Annotated in this window: 14 protein-coding genes; 6 read left to right on the top strand and 8 right to left on the bottom strand. The window is 54.8% G+C overall.

Annotated features, from left to right (window positions below):
* Nucleotides 1-88 precede the first annotated feature (88 nt).
* The 4 genes from IRJ17_RS25400 to IRJ17_RS25385 all read left to right on the top strand — a co-directional run bounded on the left by IRJ17_RS25400 (nt 89) and on the right by IRJ17_RS25385 (nt 5,791).
* On the top strand, nt 89-859 hold the full coding sequence (locus IRJ17_RS25400; protein ID WP_173596105.1) for a DUF4253 domain-containing protein: 771 nt from the start codon (nt 89-91) through the stop codon (nt 857-859).
* On the top strand, nt 850-3,495 hold the full coding sequence (locus IRJ17_RS25395) for a winged helix-turn-helix domain-containing protein (RefSeq protein WP_242775333.1): 2,646 nt from the start codon (nt 850-852) through the stop codon (nt 3,493-3,495). Before IRJ17_RS25400 ends, IRJ17_RS25395 begins: the two co-directional genes overlap by 10 nt.
* Before the next feature lie 119 nt (nt 3,496-3,614).
* Nucleotides 3,615-4,553: an NAD(P)-dependent alcohol dehydrogenase gene (locus IRJ17_RS25390; RefSeq protein ID WP_242772276.1), complete on the top strand. Its 939-nt coding sequence runs from the start codon at nt 3,615-3,617 to the stop codon at nt 4,551-4,553.
* A gap of 260 nt (nt 4,554-4,813) precedes the next feature.
* A complete protein-coding gene (locus IRJ17_RS25385) occupies nt 4,814-5,791 on the top strand; it encodes an iron-hydroxamate ABC transporter substrate-binding protein (RefSeq protein WP_173596107.1) in 978 nt (325 codons plus the stop codon).
* Between the two features lie 216 nt (nt 5,792-6,007).
* Here IRJ17_RS25385 and IRJ17_RS25380 read toward each other — a convergent pair whose 3' ends face one another.
* The 8 genes from IRJ17_RS25380 to IRJ17_RS25345 all read right to left on the bottom strand — a co-directional run bounded on the left by IRJ17_RS25380 (nt 6,008) and on the right by IRJ17_RS25345 (nt 14,622).
* A complete protein-coding gene (locus tag IRJ17_RS25380; protein WP_122962962.1) occupies nt 6,008-6,865 on the bottom strand; it encodes an amidohydrolase family protein in 858 nt (285 codons plus the stop codon).
* On the bottom strand, nt 6,852-9,977 hold the full coding sequence (locus IRJ17_RS25375) for a GNAT family N-acetyltransferase (protein ID WP_242772274.1): 3,126 nt from the start codon (nt 9,975-9,977) through the stop codon (nt 6,852-6,854). Before IRJ17_RS25375 ends, IRJ17_RS25380 begins: the two co-directional genes overlap by 14 nt.
* Before the next feature lie 181 nt (nt 9,978-10,158).
* A complete protein-coding gene (locus IRJ17_RS25370) occupies nt 10,159-10,464 on the bottom strand; it encodes an AraC family ligand binding domain-containing protein (RefSeq protein WP_122962964.1) in 306 nt (101 codons plus the stop codon).
* Nucleotides 10,465-10,470: 6 nt separating this feature from the next.
* On the bottom strand, nt 10,471-11,241 hold the full coding sequence (locus tag IRJ17_RS25365; protein WP_122962965.1) for an ABC transporter permease: 771 nt from the start codon (nt 11,239-11,241) through the stop codon (nt 10,471-10,473).
* Nucleotides 11,216-12,283, bottom strand: a complete 1,068-nt coding sequence (locus IRJ17_RS25360; RefSeq protein ID WP_122962966.1) for an ABC transporter substrate-binding protein — start codon at nt 12,281-12,283, stop codon at nt 11,216-11,218. Before IRJ17_RS25360 ends, IRJ17_RS25365 begins: the two co-directional genes overlap by 26 nt.
* Before the next feature lie 4 nt (nt 12,284-12,287).
* Entirely contained in the window at nt 12,288-13,007 is a 720-nt protein-coding gene (locus IRJ17_RS25355) for an ABC transporter ATP-binding protein (RefSeq protein WP_122962967.1), read from the bottom strand.
* Nucleotides 13,008-13,027: 20 nt separating this feature from the next.
* On the bottom strand, nt 13,028-13,807 hold the full coding sequence (locus IRJ17_RS25350; RefSeq protein ID WP_122962968.1) for a class I SAM-dependent methyltransferase: 780 nt from the start codon (nt 13,805-13,807) through the stop codon (nt 13,028-13,030).
* Between the two features lie 29 nt (nt 13,808-13,836).
* The gene (locus tag IRJ17_RS25345) at nt 13,837-14,622 is read right to left on the bottom strand and encodes a Crp/Fnr family transcriptional regulator (protein WP_173598421.1); all 786 of its coding nucleotides are present in this window, start codon (nt 14,620-14,622) and stop codon (nt 13,837-13,839) included.
* A gap of 391 nt (nt 14,623-15,013) precedes the next feature.
* Between IRJ17_RS25345 and IRJ17_RS25340 the strand changes: the two genes are divergently transcribed.
* Nucleotides 15,014-15,859, top strand: coding sequence for an SDR family NAD(P)-dependent oxidoreductase (locus IRJ17_RS25340; protein ID WP_173598420.1), 846 nt, complete (start codon nt 15,014-15,016; stop codon nt 15,857-15,859).
* Between the two features lie 2 nt (nt 15,860-15,861).
* Nucleotides 15,862-17,427, top strand: a complete 1,566-nt coding sequence (locus IRJ17_RS25335; protein ID WP_242772271.1) for an AMP-binding protein — start codon at nt 15,862-15,864, stop codon at nt 17,425-17,427.
* Nucleotides 17,428-17,519 lie beyond the last annotated feature (92 nt).

The following is a 17,519-nucleotide window of genomic DNA, read 5'->3' as shown; positions in this document are numbered from 1 at the left end:
GTGTGGCTTATTTTTCCAAAAATGCGAACAAGCCATTTGCATAAATCGATAAAGCGAATGAATGCGTGAAGAAAAAGAGGTGTCGGTCATGGTTGAAGAATTGGTCGAGTATTTGGATGAATGCGAAACAGAAGTCGTCGCAGTAGAACAATTGGCGTTGCCGCTGCAAGCAGAAGGGAAGCACCGCATTTTGGTGTTGCCGGGCTACAACCTGCTGGAAATGATGGAAGAAGTGTGCGAGGAAGCAGAAACGTTGTCCGCTTTTGTCGCGCAGCAGCTGGAAGAAGCCCGCAGCCTGAGCGTAGAGGATGCCTTCCGCAAAATCGTGGAGTCCCGGCTGGTCTACACTGATTTGCCAGCTGAGGAGAAGCAACTGCAAGGCAAAAACTTTTCCGAATGTTATCAGGCGTACGCAGCGATGTGGGAAGGCAGCGAGCTGGTTCACGAGCAGTTGGTCGCAACAGAAGCATCGACAGAACCGTTTCAGCTCGATCGGGAATGGGCACAGGACCGGATCGAGGATGGAGATTCGCTCGTCGTGCTGAACTTGCCGCAGGAGCGCGGGCATGAGGCTCCGCTGTGGATTCCGATGGGCGGATACAACGAATGTCCTTTGCCTGTGTACCAGTCGGTCATCTTCAAGCATTTTCAGGAACAGTATGGCGCAAGCATCCTCGCTGTGACAGGCGATACATGGGTGCTGCAAGCGAAGCGGCGTCCGCAAACGGCTGAAGAAGCGCTGCAATTGGCAAAAGAGCATTTTATTTTTTGCCAGTACGTTTTGGACGATCAACAGACGCTCGGTCATTATGCCGATTACTTGCTGAAGCAGGACGTGTGGTATTTTTGGTGGGATTAGAAAAGGACATTCTTTTGACAAAGCTGTACATCCCCAAACCGCGGCCAAAAGCGGTCCGACGCCCGCGGCTCGTGGAAAAATTGAGCGAAGGGATGCATCGCAAGCTGACGCTGATTTCTGCTCCAGCAGGCTACGGCAAGACGGCGCTTGTCAGTGAATGGCTGGCAGATGCTCCCGTCTCTGTCGCCTGGCTGTCGCTCGATGGGGGAGACGACGACCTGGGGCGTTTCCTGCGCTGCGTGATCGCGGCCATGCAGACAATTGAGCCGTCTGTCGGAAAAGGGCTGCTGCCCATGCTCAAGGCTGCGGAAAGTTCGCCAAGCGAGGCGATGCTGCTGTCTTTGTTGCACGATCTCCACTCTTTATCCCCGGCGATGGTTCTCGTTCTGGATGACTATCATCTTCTCCGCTCTCCGAGTATTCATGAGGCGGTTGCTTTTCTGTTGGAACGCATGCCGCCGCAGCTTCATCTCGTCATCACGACCCGCGCGCAGCCGCCGTTGCCTTTGGCGAGGATGCGCGCGAAAGATCAGCTGACGGAAGTTCATGCTGGCGATCTGCGCTTTGCCCAGCGGGAAGCCGGCGAATTTTTGTGCCAGGGGATGGGGCTGGTTCTTTCCGAGACAAGCGTCGGGATTTTGGCAGAACGCACAGAAGGCTGGATTGCCGGATTGCAGCTGGTCGCGCTTGCTTTGCGCAGGGAAGGCGAGCCGGATCGGTTGATTCAGTCTTTTCCGCCTAATCATCCTTATGTGTGGGACTATTTGGTCGAGGAAGTGTTGAATCAGGAAACGGAGAGCATCCAGTCGTTTTTGCTCCAGACGTCTGTTCTTGAACGGATGAGCGGGCCGCTTTGCGATGCTGTTCTGAGCGACGGGGAGCACACAGTCCGGGCTGGCTTTGGCGAAGCGACGCTGGCCTTGCTTGATCGCGCCAATCTGTTTCTTGTCGCCTTGGACAGCGAACGGCGCTGGTATCGCTACCATCATCTTTTTGCCGAGCTTTTGCGCAAACGGCTTGATCCAACCGTCGCTGCAAGCTTGCATATTCGCGCAAGCAGCTGGTATGAAGCGAACGGCTTTGCGCTTGAGGCGTTTCACCATGCTGTTTGCGCTCATGATACAAAAAGGGCGGCGCGGCTGGCGGAAGGTGCTGGCTTGCCCCTGATTTTTCGCGGGGCAGTGACCCCTGTTCTGCAATGGCTGGAGTCATTGGGCGAGCAGGAAAAGAACGAGCTGCCCGGTTTGTGGGTGATGCAAGCGTCTGCGCTGTTGATGACTGGAAAAACAACAGGCGTGGAACCAAAGCTGCAAGCTGCCGAAAAAGTGTTGCAGGCGGTGGAGCAAAGCGACATGACCCGTGATTTGCTCGGTCATATCGCGGCGATCCGCGCTTCGCTGGCTGTGAGCAAGCATGACGCGGAGCGGATCGTAGCGGAGTCGCACCGTGCTCTGGAGCTTTTGCATCCGGAAAACGTGCCTGTGCGCACAGCGACACTATGGGCACGCGGGTACGGCTGCCAGCTTCGGGGTGAATGGGCAGAGGCGAGCGTGGCTTATACGCAAGCTTTGGCGAACAGTGAAAGGGTCGGCCATGTCCTGATTACCATGCTGGCAACACTTGGCCTGGGGATGATTCAGGAGATGGAATCCCGGCTGTACCTGGCGGAGCGAAGCTATCTGCGGGTGCTGAAGCTCGCGGGCGATCCGCCGCTGCCGGCAGCTTGCAAGGCGCATCTTGGTTTGGCTCGCCTGTATTACGAGTGGAATGAACGGGAAAAAGCGTTGGAGCATACTCGTCAGAGCGTGAAGTGGGCAAAACAGCTGGAACAGACGGACTGCGTGGTCGAGAGCGAGATTTTTTTAGCCAGGCTAAAGCTTGTCCAAGGCGATGCCAGCGGGGCAGCACGCATGCTGGCAGAAAGCGATCACACGGTCCAGCGGCAAAACTTCGCAGTCCAGCTTCCTCAGCTTTTGGCGGTCCAGACCATGGTGCAACTGCATAAAGGCAATCTGGCTGCTGCCGAGCGCCTGGCGACGGCGAATGGACAGCTCGCAAGCACTCGCGCCCGGGTGTATTTGGCCAAGGGCAATTCCGCCCAAGCCGTGGCGATTCTCAAACCGTGGCATCAAGAGCTGGAGCAGACCCGCCAAGAACGGGAGCGGATCGAGGCCAAGCTGCTTTTGGCTGTCGCGCTTTTTGGGCATGGGGAAAAGCGCCAGGCGGTACAACTGCTTCGCGAAGCTTTGGCACTGGCTGAGCCGGGCGGGCTGGTGCGGACGTTTGTCGATGAAGCTGCTTTGCTCCTGCCGCTGTTGCGTGAGTGGACAGCAGCCGAAGCGGCGTCTGAGTATTGTGGCAAGCTTCTCGCTGCCATGAACCAGTTGGCGCCAGCACACGGGACGGGTCAGCCAGCGCAAGCGCAGCAAGCCGAGTCTCTGATCGAGCCGTTGAGCAATCGCGAGCTGGAAGTGCTCCGCCTGATTGCCCAAGGATTTTCCAACCAGCAGATCAGCGAAAGGCTGTTTATTGCGTTGCCGACTGTAAAAGGGCACAACCGGGTCATTTTTGAAAAGCTGCAAGTGAAGCGGCGCACGGAGGCAGTCGCGCGGGCACGCGAGCTTGGACTGTTGTAGGCGGTGCTGTTTTTCAGCCGTGATTGTTTTTGCAAAACCATACTTTAGTAGCTGTAGCGAGACAGTTCATAGCGGCTATACTCATGGCAAACAGGAAATAAGGAAAAAGGAGGAAGCCCATGAGAGCTGTCGTCTGCACAAGCTATGGAGCACCGGATGTCCTCTCGCTCCAGGAGGTAGCCAAGCCCGTTCCGAAAGAGCATGAGATTCTCGTGAAAATATATGCGACCACGGTCACTTCCGGGGATTGCCGGGTGCGCGCTTTTCGCTGTCCGTTGCTGTATTGGCTGCCTATGCGGTTGCTGATCGGATGGAACAAGCCGCGAAACCCGATTTTGGGCGTCGAGCTGGCTGGAGAGGTGGAAGCGGTCGGCAAGCAAGTCAAGCGCTTCAAGCCAAAAGACAAGGTGTATGCGATCACCGAGATGGACTTTGGCACGTATGCCGAATACAAATGCTTGCACGAGGACGCCAACGTCACCCTCATGCCGACTAATGCCACTTATGAAGAAGCCGCAGTGATGCCGTTTGGCGGAACTACCGCCTTGCACTTTTTCCGCAAAGGACAGTTGCAGCGCGAGCAACGAGTCTTGATCTACGGCGCCTCGGGATCGGTCGGCACATCGGCGGTGCAGCTCGCCAAATACTTCGGAGCCGAGGTGACCGGAGTGTGCAGTACCGCCAATGTAGAACTGGTCAGGCAGCTTGGCGCGGATGAGGTGATCGACTATACAAAAGAAAACTTTGCCCAATCCGGCAAGCAGTACGACATCGTCTTTGACGCTGTAGGAAAATGCGCGAAATCCCGCTGCAAGCAGGTGCTGGCTCCCCATGGCAAATACCTCACCGTGGAAGGGCAAGGAGTGGCAAAAGTGCGCGTGGAAGACATGCAGCTTCTCACCGAGCTGATGGAGGCGGGCCAGCTTCGGGCGGTCATCGACAGACGCTATCCGCTGGAACAGATTCCGCAGGCACATGAATACGTAGAGCAAGGGCACAAAAAAGGAAATGTAGTCATTACGGTAGCAGATGACTCCGCGAACGGACACAACGGCTGAAAAGGCCGTTTTTTTGTATTTGTATGGAAAAACGTCTCGATATTTATCGCGAAAACGCATGTGACCGCTTCTGGTCAGCCAAGCAGACATGACGTCATTGTTTGCCGCAACACATGGGTGGAAGCGGTTCCAACAGCATGTCAGGGGAAAGAGAGTGACCGTATTGACAGGCAGGTGAGAACTGTTTATAGTATGTAATTGTCAGAAATGATTATCATTATCATCTGCAAGTTTTTATTTGCCAAAAAGGAGACTGCAACATGAAAAAGTGGCTCATTCCTTTCCTGATGTCGCTTTCGCTGATGGTCAGCGCTTGCGGCAATGCATCGACGCCGGCACCAAACAATGCGGGCGGCAGTGAGACAAATCAACAGCAGGCAACAAAAACCGAAGAAAAGCCGAATGCGAATGCTGAGGCCAAACCTGAAATGATCACGTACCAGTCGGAGAACGGTCCGGTTGAGGTTCCTGCCCAGCCAAAAAGAATCGTGGGCCTGACCAACGCACCTAACGTAGTTGCGCTTGGCGGCACACTGGTCGGGATCGACGAGTGGACGAAGAAAAATCCACTGTTCACCGACAAAGTCAAAGATGTCGAAGTCGTATCGGACGAGACGATGGAGAAGATTTTGGCTCTTCAGCCCGACCTGATTATTGCCGGATCGTGGATGAAAAACCTCGACAAGATGAAGGAAATCGCACCGACAGTCGTCTACACGTGGGGCAAGCTGGACTACCTGGCGCAGCAACGCGAGATTGGCAAGCTTTTGAACAAGGAAAAAGAGGCGCAAGCGTGGATCGACGATTTCACGAAGCGCGCGCAAGCTGCTGGCGAAGAAATCAAGGCGAAAATCGGCAAGGACACGACCGTCTCCGTGTTCGAGCATGATACGAAAGACTTTTACGTCTTCGGCAACAACTGGGCTCGCGGAACGGAAATCCTGTATCAGGCAATGGGCCTCGCCATGCCGGAAAAAGTCAAGAAAGACGCACTTGGCCCTGGCTACTACACGCTTTCTTTGGAAGTGATTCCGGAGTACGCTGGAGACTACATCGTGCTCAGCCAGCGCAAGGGCGGAGAAAATCCGTTCCTGACCTCGGAGACGTGGAAAAAGATTCCCGCTGTGAAAAATAACCATGTGATCGTGATCGACATGGAAGCATCGACGTACAGCGACCCGATTACGCTGGAATATTTGCTGAAAATCTTCAAGGAAGGCTTTCTCTCCCAGTCGTAACGAGAGGCAGCTGCATACGAAAAAAGAACGAGAACGTCTGGGGAACCAGGCGTTTTTATTTGTGGGAGCATGCCGGGGCGCAAAGCTCGCACAATACTGCCAAAGAACACGGCAAACCCCTTCTGGCAAAAGAAAAATCCCATGTGTCTTCACGCGAATGAGCGCAGACATGAGGGATTTTTTTGATGGACGTGAAAGGAAATTCATTGCAGTTTACTACTCGACAAAAGCCCGCACCTTCGGAAACACCTTCAACGCCGTCTTGTAAAACACATCCGCATGATACTCAGCCGGAATCAGCTCCTGCACAAACTGGATGTACGACTTCACAGGGGCGAGCGGCCAGTCGGTGCCGAACAAAAATTTGTCATAATGATCGCAGTACGTAATCGCATGGCGCAGATGAGCGAAGAACAGCGGCGATTCGGCCAGTCTGCGGCAGTTGTCTGCGTCACCGACCATCAAGCCGGACAGGTCGGCAAACATGTTGCGGTTTTTGTACACGACTTCTGCGCCATCCAGCACCCACGGGTCACCGAAATGGGCCATCATGAAGTTCACGTCCCGATGCTTCACCGCTACCTCGTCGAGAGTGAGCGGATGCGAATACTTGAGCAGACCTCGTTCCGAGTAAGTGTCACCCGTATGGAAAACAACGGGCACCCCGTATTTGGCGGCGAGTGCATAGACCGGATCGTAGACGCTGTCGTAGGCGTAGAACGGATAGTAGCCGAGATAAATTTTCAAGCCGACCGCCTGGGGGTGTTGCAAATCTTGCTCCAGGCGAGCAACCGCCGCATCGTCCAGCGTGTACGGATTAATCCCCAGGCAGTAGACGAGCTGCGGTGGCAGTTCAGCGGTCAAGTCCAGACCCATCGGCGTGATCGCTTCGTAATCGGGAAAGCCGTCCTGCTTTGTTTCCGTCAAGCCCATGCCGATTCCGAGCACCACTCCGTTGTCCTTATATTCCTGCAAAATGCCTTGGACAGAGTAGTCGACAAACGACTTCTCCGCGGCTGTCCGCTTAAATTCTTCGATATGCGATAAATGCATGTGCGCATCAATGATCTTCATCTGAATTTCCCCCTTCGCCTTCGCTGGTAAACCGGATCGCCCGCAAAGCCGCCAAGGAATCGGCAGGCAGCTCTTTGTCGGCAAACAGGAAAAAGACAGGCGGCGTAAAGCTCGTGCTGTTGTCCGGCAAGTTCAGTTCGCGCAGGATGGTGGTCATCGCGATTTCCTTGTTGGCGTACACTTCGACATCTGCGGTGCCCAGATCGGTGAAGATCGTGAGCTGCTCGGCGCGGGAAGCTGCGCCAAACGTATAGTCGGATTGTTCCGTTACGGTCAAATCTCCCTGCGCCAGCTTGTAGGTCAGCGGCTCCCCGTGTTTCCCCGCTGTTTTCAGCCAAACCGTTTCGTCAGCCGCTTCTGTCTGCAAAAAGACTTCGGTCGCAAAGCTTTTGTGGGCAAAGTACGTTCCGGTTTTTTGCACGATTTCGACCGTATGGCAAAGGAGCGGGACGCCCGGCAGCAAAAGAAAATATTGGTGGCAGGTGAGGCCGCGATACTTCTCCTGTTTTTTGACGTGATAGCTGAGCTTGATGCCTTGCCAGACGTTCTGGCGATTGTCGGTCAGCTGGACGAAGGCGGCGCTTCTTTCTTCTTTAACCAGTGAAAAAGCGCTCAGTTCTTCGATGTGGTTGCCGATGCCGCCTGTCCACGGATTCCACCACGATTTCGGTTGCCGCTGCGGGAAAGAGCTGGCCAGCCATTCCTGTCCGCCCGAAACGAGCGAGAACAGCGACGGGTAAAAATCCGGTGCTGCTTTGATGCGGATGGAGCCGTTGTCTGCGCTGTAGACTTGCTGGCCTTGCTCTTCGGTCACTTCCATGGAGATGGAGCCTGGTTGAACCGGGAAAAGGGCGCTTTGCAAGCAAATGTCGTGGGTAGCGAACTGACCGTCCACACGAACCAGCTCGTACGCTTTGGCCGAAGCAGGCAAAGCGAAGTGCGCTTCCTGTTCCTCGGCTTCTTCCGTGAAGCGTTGCGTCTGTCCCAGAGCTTCTTCGCTCGCAAGTAAGGCCGTCAGTTCCCCGTCCAGGTACTGCTGTTTGTATTCTTTTACCTCAACTTTCACTTCGCCGTTTGCCAAAAATGGGTTGTGATCGTTGGCAATCAGCTCCAGATGAGGGGTCAGCGACAAGTCTTTGGCCAAAGCTTCTTTTCGGGCAAAAGCACGAAATTCTTTCCAGTCCGTATACGCTCCATGCGCCACGCATATCGGGCCGAACGTCGCGCTGCTCTGCGGCTCCAGCTCTCCGATGCACGATTCCAGGGCGATTTGCCAGCCTTGAATATCCATCTGGCAAGATGGCGGCCAGCACAATCCCCACGGGGCTGCATCTTCCCGGGAAAACAGCCAGTTTTCACTGAGCAGCTTGCCGTCCCAATATTCCAGGTCGCTGCCGTAAGAAGTGGGAACGTCTACATAGCGGCCTTGATAGGGCAAGATCGGGTGCTGGATCGAGTGGATGAGGCTTTGTGTCAGCCATAGCTCAGCAGCCAGTTTTTCCGTGGAAGTGTTGGTTATATCCAGCGTGTGTTCAACGGTGCCATCGCCGTGCAGCAGCGTTTTGCTGATCAGCGAAAGAGCAGGGTAGGCATCGGAACGGTAAGCGGCGCGAATACCGATGGCGCCTTTTTCGGAAAAGAAGTCGACGTGCTCCACGCGCTTTTTGGAAAACTCGCTGGAATACGGCTTGCCAAGCTTCGGATAGGCGATGTACGTCGGCGCTCCGCCGTTTCCGCCGGAAATGGTGAGTTCGTTGTCGTCCTTGTTCAAGGTGAGCGTATGGCGGCCGTGATGCACTTGCCACGTCAATTCTGTTTCGCCTGCCAGGAGCGCTCCCAATCCGGTAAAGGCAGCGCCAAGCTTTTTCACGAAGGAGACTTGCTTGCCGTCTGCAAGCTGCCCCACGATTTGCACATCGGCGCTGTAAAATCCGTGGTCGATCAGATCGGCGCGAAGCGGAAGCGAGACGCGTTCTTTGCCGGACAACCGCAGCGAATGGCTGTGTTCGTGGAAGCGCAAGAATGGCGAGTCAGCCAGTTCAAAAGAAAACTGTGCTTCTTCGGAAAAGTTGTTTTCCATGTCCAAATAATAGTGTGCAGTTTGACCCGGATAAGTCAGACCAGGAACGTGCATGGTGAGCGAAGCAGGGAATTTGGGCAAGATGCCGACCTGGAACAGCGCCTTTTTGCCGTTGATTTGAATGTGTGTGCAAACTCTTGGATGCGTGCGCCAAATGCTTTGCTCTTCCGTGATTGCTCCGACCGTAAAGCTTGCAGACAAGCTCGTTTCGTCCGTGACGGACAGCTCCTGCTGGTAGTCAAACTGAATGTTTTCATTCGACTCTCCCGTCAAGGAAAGCTGCAACGGCTTGCCCGATTTATTGACGATCCGGTAGTGAATCTGGTAGTCGCGGCCGAAGACCAGCTCCAGCTGCTCGACCTCGGCGGACAGCAAGTAGTCTTCCGTTTCGATCAGGCGCAGCCCGCGGCCGCGCCGTTCAAACTCCACGCGCAAGCTCAGGTCGGCTTTTTTCCAGGAGTAGGTGAAGTAATCAAAGCCGTTTTCTTTTCGTCCATCCGGCTCGACCACAATTTGTCTTGTGGAATCCTGGTACCAGTCCAGCGTATCGAAATAATGCGCGATAGCTTCTGTGCGCAGGACAGTGGGCATCATGTTCATCAAGTGCGTCGAGTCATCCCGGTCTTCCCAGAAAAAACCGAATTTTTTATACAAAGGAACCGCCTTCGTGTTGCCAGCCCATGTGTACAGGTCAAGCCGCGGCCAACCAAGCTGGACAGTCTGGTCCAGGGCGAGGGCAAGCAGCATGCGGCCTACTTTTTTTCCGTGATAGTCAGGACGAACGTTGAGCAGGGGGATGTAGAGGGCGCCCGTATCTTCCCTGTATTCCGCCAGGCTGCAATAGCCGACTACCGATTCGCCGTCCATTGCGAGGTACACAGCAAGCGCGTCGGAGCGAGCTTCTTCCTGTCTGATTTGTTCCGCCGTCGTAATCGAATTGCCGCCTCCCCAGCTGTCTCGGCTGGCGTTCCACATATCAGCGACAGCCGCAGCCAGCTCCGGTCGGTAGAGAACGATAGAGATAGATTCCATGTTTGCTTGCACCTCGATCTCATGTCAGTTTTTGCCTATTAATAGAGATACGTTTGAAGATAGCATCGGTTTCTCGTTCTGGCAGTTTTTTCTTGTCAACGCGAAAAGCCAGTATCGCTCGGTCAAACTCTAACGATACTGGCTTTTTCACTGTTCACTTGTGGCAACCGAATGTGTGCACTTACGCACGCTCGATGCGGATGACGACCATTTCCACGTCTTCATCCAAAGCGCGCACACTGTGCTTCTCCGCTGGCAGCATGTACAAAAGCGACTGTGGATCAAGCTCGATCTGCTTCCCGGAAAAGTCAAAGACCGCTTTGCCTTTTTGCACGAGAATCAACACGTCGGCGTCTGTGTCGTGTTCCGGGATAAAGCTGCCGGCACGCAATTGCAGTTGCAGCACTTTGGTGCGTTCAAAGCCCATCAACGCGCCAATATGCTTGGGCGCGGACTCCAGATAGTTTTTCAGGTCGAACGTTTGCATAAATGATCACTCCTCACGGTTCCAGCGCAGAATAAATTTCCGCAGCGGAGATATGACAAGATGGTCCAGCAGGATGATGATGAAAATACTGACGAGTGTCCAGGCGAACACTTTTGCCGTATCGATGTTGACTCTGGCAAAGGCGAGCGAATAGCCGATTCCCGCATCTGCGCCGAGCAGCTCTGCCATGATCGTGATGCGGACGGCAGAGCCAGTCGCAAGCGAGATCGCAGTGAAAATCGGCACGGCAAGTCCGGGCAAAATGATGTGTCTCAACGTGTGCCACGGAGTGCTTTTGTAGATCGCCGCCATTTCCAGCAGCTGGCGGTCGATATTGCGCCAGCCGTCCGCCGTATTCAAGTAAATGCCGGGGAAAACGAGCACAGAGACGACAAACACGGGAACCATCGAGCCTGTGCCGAACCAGACCATCGCCAGGACGACGACGATGATCGGCGGAATCCCCATGAGCATCGACTGAACCGGACGCATCGCATCGTACAGGACGGGAGAACGTCCTGCGACAAGCCCGCAGCAAATCGCGACTATCATTCCGCTAAAAAGTCCGGTAAACATGCGGGAAGCGGACTGGAGCAACTGCTCGGTGAACTCCCCGCTCTCGACCATCCGAACGAAAGCGGCTGCGGTGTCCAGTGGTGAAGCGAACAGGATAGAGGGCAAGGACATCGATAAGCCTTGCCAAATGGCGAGCAGGATCAGGATTGTCACGCCCTGTACGAGCAGGCGGCGATTACGGAGCGTAGTAGAATCCTGCATCCGGCAATTTCCCCCCAATAATCTCCGGGGACAGAGTGGAGAGCTCGGTGAAGAAAAATTCCAGTTCTTCCTTGGCGTCCTTGGCCGAGACGAACTGCAAGTTCAGGGAAGGAATGACATTTTCAATGATTGGCGGGGTCAGCCCGTCCTGGTATTTCGCGATCATCGCGGCAGCGTCTTTTGGCTTTTCGTTCAGGAACTGGACGGATTGCTCAAACTGTTTTTGCAGTTCCGCCACCAGTTCAGGATGCTTGGCGATCAGTTCGCCTGAGACGAGGATACCAGCTTGCGGGATGCGCGGCGATTTGCCTGTCGCTTTCGCCCATTCGGCTTGCAAGCTCATGACTTTGCCCAGTTTTTTGCCTGCCTTGTTGCCTTGCATCACAGACATGGTCGCCATATGCTCCGGCAAGATGGCGTACTTCGCCTTGCCTGCGACGAGCAAGCCGACCAGCTCCTGCGGCGCGCTGACGTATTCGATTTTGACATCTTTAGTCGGATCGAGATTGTTTTTTTTCAGCAAGTAGCGGAAGACGAGATCGGGCATATCGCCTTTAAACGGAACGTGAACGGTCTGCCCGCGCAGGCTGTCCCAACTGACTGCCTCACCGTCGGGGCCGATCATATAGAGGATGCCCCAGATCAGCGTGTTGATCAGCTTGACATCCATTCCCCGGTTGTACAGATTGGCGCCGACATAAGTAGGTACGGCGGATACTTCGGCCTGGCCGCTACTGATTCGGGCGCGCAGCTCATCCGGTGTTTTCCACGGCTTGTACTCAACATTTTCGACGAACGGGCTGAGCGATTTGTCCTCGATCATTTTATAGATGGGAGAAGAGAGCGAGATTCCCACTGGTGCCTGAATGGTCAAATGCTCGCGTTTTTGCACTTCTTGCGCAGTCGCAGCTGGTTGCTCGGCGGCTGATTGTTGGCTTGAGGTGGTAGCCTGATTCGTTTGAGCGGAGCAGCCGATCAGGGCGCTGGTGATGGCGACAATCAGGGACATCATGACGTAGCTGGTTTTGGATGTGCGTGACACTTGTCTATCCTCCTGTCAGGTGCTGGTGCAGCACGGCTTTGATTTGTTGAATTTGTTCCTCGCTCCTGCCTGCTCTTTGTCCGGGGAGGGGGTATTCCCGGATGACTGTTGCCGCTGCAAGGTTGTTGCTTTTGCTGAACAACAGGACGCGGTCAGCCAGGCGGGCCGCTTCTTCCGGATCGTGTGTCACATAGACCATTCCGATGCGGCGTTCCTCGATCAAACGGATGACATCTTGTTGCAGCTCGCGCTTGAGGGCGAGATCGAGCGCGGAAAAAGGCTCGTCCATCAGCATCATTTTCGGGTCTGTGACCAGCGCGCGTGCGATGGATACACGTTGCTTCATCCCGCCGGAGAGCTGCTTCGGATAGTAGTCGCGGGCATGGAACAGCCCGACTTTTTGCAACACCGTCGTCACTTTTTCGTTCATCGTGTCTTGGTCCATGCGGCCGAGCACAAAACGAATGTTGTCCGTGACCGTTTTCCACGGAATCAGCCGCGGCTCCTGAAAGACATAGCCGAGCTGTTCCGTGCGGACGGTCACCGTTCCGGAAGTCTGCCTGATCAATCCGGCTGCCATGTTGAGAATCGTTGTTTTGCCGCAGCCGGAAGGGCCGAGGATGGCGACGACCTCTCCCGCCGCGAGAGAGAAGGAAAAGCCAGCGAGTACAGTCGTCCCGTTGAACGACTTCGTGACGGAGGCAAATTCCAGCAAGGCTTCCATCGGCTCGCCTCCTGACTTTGTTATTTCACGACCGTAAAGGTGATGTGTCCGTACAGGTCGTCGTTGGCATCGAATGTACGAATCAGTTCAAACAAATGGGCTTGATCCGCCGGGTTTTTGCACGCGTTGGTCAAAAGTTGGATCGTGCCTTCCCAGCCTTCGTCTGTGAGCAAGCCTTTCAGCGACAGAAGCGACATTTTTCCTGTCTGGCAATCGACTTGGCGGAAGGCAGCCTGTTCGAACAAACCGCGCCAGTTCGCTTCGGTCATCGGCTGGGCATTGACCGCGAGCAGTTGGCGCAAAGCAGCCAGGCGCTCCTGCACTTCCGGCGTTTCCGGGTCCTTGCACAGCAGCAAATCGTGGGTCGCCAGTCTGCCGCCCGGCTTCAAGACGCGGAAATATTCCGCGATCGCCTGCTTTTTCTGTTCCAGCGGCAGCATGCTGAGCATCGCTTCATTGATCACCACGTCAAACGTTTCAGCGGCAAAAGGCAGCTCCAATGCATTGCCGTATGCAATCTGGACGCGCTCTTCCAGTCCGTGCTGGCGAATGTTTTCCTGCGCCCGCTCGACGCTCGGCTGGTGAATATCAATTCCGGTCACCTGGCAACCGTACTCCTTGGCGATCTGAATGGCGGTCGTGCCCATGTTTGGCGCTACTTCCAGCACTTTCGTATCGGCGGTGAGGCGGCATGCTTGCAAAATGCGCTCGGTCGCTTCTTTTCCGCCCGGACGCAGCCGGGTTTTCCCAAGGGAAGCGAGAAACAGGTGAGTAGGCTTGCGGCTTGCTTTTTCGGTCATGTCAAACATCCTTTCTTATGATCGCACGTTCACACCTCATGGCAGCCTCTGACGCAGCATGCCTGGGCGTGAGTGCGGATAAAATGGTCTTTTTGGGGATCGATCGGTACAACAGGCGTGTCAGGAAGCAAGCTTCTCAGCTTTTCCAGGTGAATGTGCATGCTGCCGCCCTGGGCCATCACGACCGCTTGCTGCTTTTTCAGCTTCTGGATCGTGCGGTTGACCGTCTCTCGCGTCGTGCCGAGCATCCCGGCCAGCTCGCTATTGGTAAAAGTGGTGGAAAAGCGGAGCCATTCTGCGTCGAGCCTGGCTGCGTGTGTCTCGCTCAGGCGCAGCAACAAAGACACGAGCTGGCTTTCCACCGGATAAAACGTCTTGTCTTCCAGACGCTGCTGAAGGTCGATAATTTTGTCCGCCAGCACTTGCATGATTTTGAAGCTGATGGCGGGATGAGCGAGCAGCAGCTGTTCGAAAGTGCGCACGGGAATGACGAGGCAATGGACGTCATCCAGCGCGACGGCGTGGTGCGGATAGCTGTCTGTGCGAAAAAATCCGAGGTGAGGGAACATGTCGCCCTGATCGGCAAGCAGGAAAGTTTGTTCTTTTCCATCTTCACTCGTGCTGAACAGACGGACTCGGCCGGAAATGACGAAGTACACTTGCAAGATTTCTTCCGATTGATAGAAAAGGTAGTCGCCTCTTGCAAATTCACCGGATTTGCACGTAGCCGCAACAGCTTTCAACTCATGCTCGGACAAATTGCGAAACAAATGAAAGCAACGCAAAACGGAGGAGATCGGGCCAGTAGACAGCATAGGAATGCACTCCTTTTCTCGCATTGTTATAATTGATTATAATAATCATTCTCAATTATAACATTGTGTGAACGGAAAAAAATGAGAAAAGGAAGCAAAGGCCAGAGCAATCGCACTGAGGCGCACTTTCACAACCTTTCACGCGTTTTAATGGGAGCAGGTAGTTGATTGATTACGAGCCCAGTATAAAACATGTGCAGAGCGATGCCTTGTGACCAATATCACAGTTGAGAATTTATCTCATTCTTGTTTCTGCGGGCTAGGTCGAGGAAAATAAAGGAGAATGGACGACTAACCAAAACGAACATGACCGTTTTGTTGACCGCAAGCGGTCACATCCCATTTCATGAAAAACGGCGAGACGTTTTTCACAGAAAAAAGGACGATGCGGATGCCTGCCTATACGTTGTGGGAAAACATGCTGTTTTGGCCAACGGCTCTGGATGAGGGCAAGCTCGCGGCGGCTGTTGCGGGCAAGACGATTCTCATTACCGGGGCCAGCTCGGGAATCGGGGAGCAGCTGGCATATGTGCTGGGGCGCTGCCAAGTGCACTTGCTGCTGGTGGCGAGAAGAGAGGAAAAGCTGCGCCGGATCAAAGCTGAAATCGAGCGAGACGGGGCGAGAGTCAGTGTGTGCGGGGCCGATCTTCGCGATCCGGCTCAGTTGGAGGCATTTCTTGCGTTTTTGCACGAGCAGTCTGGCGGGATCGACATCGTGGTCAGCAATGCAGGCTTGTCCATCCGGCGACCGATCATGGACTCTCTGGAGCGCTATCACGATTTTACCCGGACGATGGCGATCAATTATTTTGCTCCGGTTAAAATCTTGTTGTCGCTTACTGAGCAGCTCGCCCGAAACAAAGGGCAGATCGTAAACGTCTCCACGATCAACACATCGTTGCTCCCGTTGCCTTACTGGGCGGCGTATCAAGCTTCGAAAGCCGCGTTCGACACCTGGTTTCGCTCGGCCGCGCCGGAGTGGAGCGCGAAGGGGATTGCCACGACATCGATTTACTTGCCGCTGGTGAGAACGCCGATGATTTTGCCCACGACTGCCTATCGGAGCATGCCTGCCATGAGCGCAGAGCACGCTGCGAGGCTCATCGCCAAATCGCTGTACACGAAACGGACCACGATCCGCCCGTGGTGGCTTTTGGGGGGCGAGCTGGCTTCCTTGTTTGGCAGAGGGCTATGGGAGCGATTGCTTCCTCGCTGGCTACGCAAAAGGGGGGAATGACGATGCGCCTGATGTATTTGCTCGCTGTGCTTGCCAAAATGAAGCTTTTGACGCCAGCAGGCATCGGCAGGCTGCTCGCCGCCTTGTTCCGATGCGGAACGAACCTGATGACGCTGCTGAAGCTCGCGCAAAGCACCCACGCTCAAAAGGTCGCATTGGTCGACGAGCGGGAAACGGTTTGCTTTCAGCAGCTTTGGACAGACTCTCTGCGGCTCTCTTGGGTGTTCAAGGAAAAATACGGTCTTGCGAAAAGCAAACAGGTCGGCTTTTTATGCCAAAACCACATCGCGTTGGTGCGAGCCATTTTCGCGGCGTCCGGTACGGGCTGCGATGTATATTTGCTCAATCCCGAAATGAGTGCGGGACAGCTCAGGCAGTTGTTCGACGAAGTGGAGCTGGACCTGCTTATCCACGACGAAAAGCAGACGGCGACCATCGAGCAGGCGGGATACGCGGGAGCGAGTCTGTACAGCTATCACGAGCATCTTCCCGCGATCAACCAGTTGCTGGGAGAATGCTCGGACTGGTCGGACGAAGAGCTGGCGTCAGTGCCAGTACCAGCGCGCAGTTCTGCGGGCAAGATCATGCTCCTGACAGGCGGAACGACGGGGCGTGCGAAAAAAGTGCCGCACAAGCCGTCGCTGTTTCATTATTTGCCGCCGTTTTTGGCTCTGCTCAGCCAGCTTGGGCTGCTTCGGCTGAATACAGCCTATATTGCGACGCCGATCTACCATGGATACGGTTTGGCTATCTTGCTGTTGTTTGTCGCTTTGGGCAAAAAAACAGTGATCACTCCCGGCTTCGCTGCCGCCAAAGCGTGTGAGCTGATTGCCAGACACAAAGTAGAGGTCGTATCCGTTGTCCCGTTGATGCTCAGAAAAATGCTGCATCACGATCCGACAGCGTTGCAGTCTCTTGTTTGCATCGCATCAGGCGGAGCGCCGCTTGCCACCGGACTCGTAGCCGAGGTGTCCGCCGAATTGGGCGACTGTCTGTACAATTTATACGGGACAACGGAAGCGGGGCTATGTGTGATCGCCACGCCCGGCGACCTCCGGCATCGTGCGCACACGATCGGGCAAAAAATCCCGGGTGTCCGTTTGCATGTGCGAAATGTGCGAAACTCCGATCAGCGTCCATGCAAGGCAGGCGAAATCGGCCAGCTGTGCGTGAAGGCGGGCGGCTCGCTGTTTTTCAAGCGACAGGCTTGGATCGAGACAGGCGACGTCGGTTATCGGGATGCAGCGGGCTATTACTACTTGTGCGGGCGAACAGACGACATGGTGGTGTCCGCTGGCGAAAATGTGTATCCAGTCGAGCTTGCGCGAGTGCTTGTGGAGCATCCGGCCATCGAAGACGCGACTGTGATCGGCATCCCGGATGAAGCGTTTGGGCAAAGGTTGAAGGCGTTCGTCCAGCTCGCGAGTCATGCCGGACTGACTGAGACACAATTGCAGCAATGGCTGCGGCAAAAAGTAGCCAGATATCAGATGCCCAAAGAAATCGTTTTTGTCGAGCAGCTGCCGTACACCGAGTTGGGCAAGCCGGACCGGAAGCAGCTCATGTAAAATGGCCTGGCATGGGCAAACGCTTCGCCACATTTTCCCGATATATCCTGTCAAAACAAACCATACATATTACGAGACAGAGAAATCATACG

Origin of the sequence: Brevibacillus parabrevis (genome assembly GCF_022701015.1) — a bacterium.
Classification (GTDB): Bacteria; Bacillota; Bacilli; order Brevibacillales; family Brevibacillaceae; genus Brevibacillus; species Brevibacillus parabrevis.
This window is presented reverse-complemented; position numbering and strand designations above follow the sequence as displayed.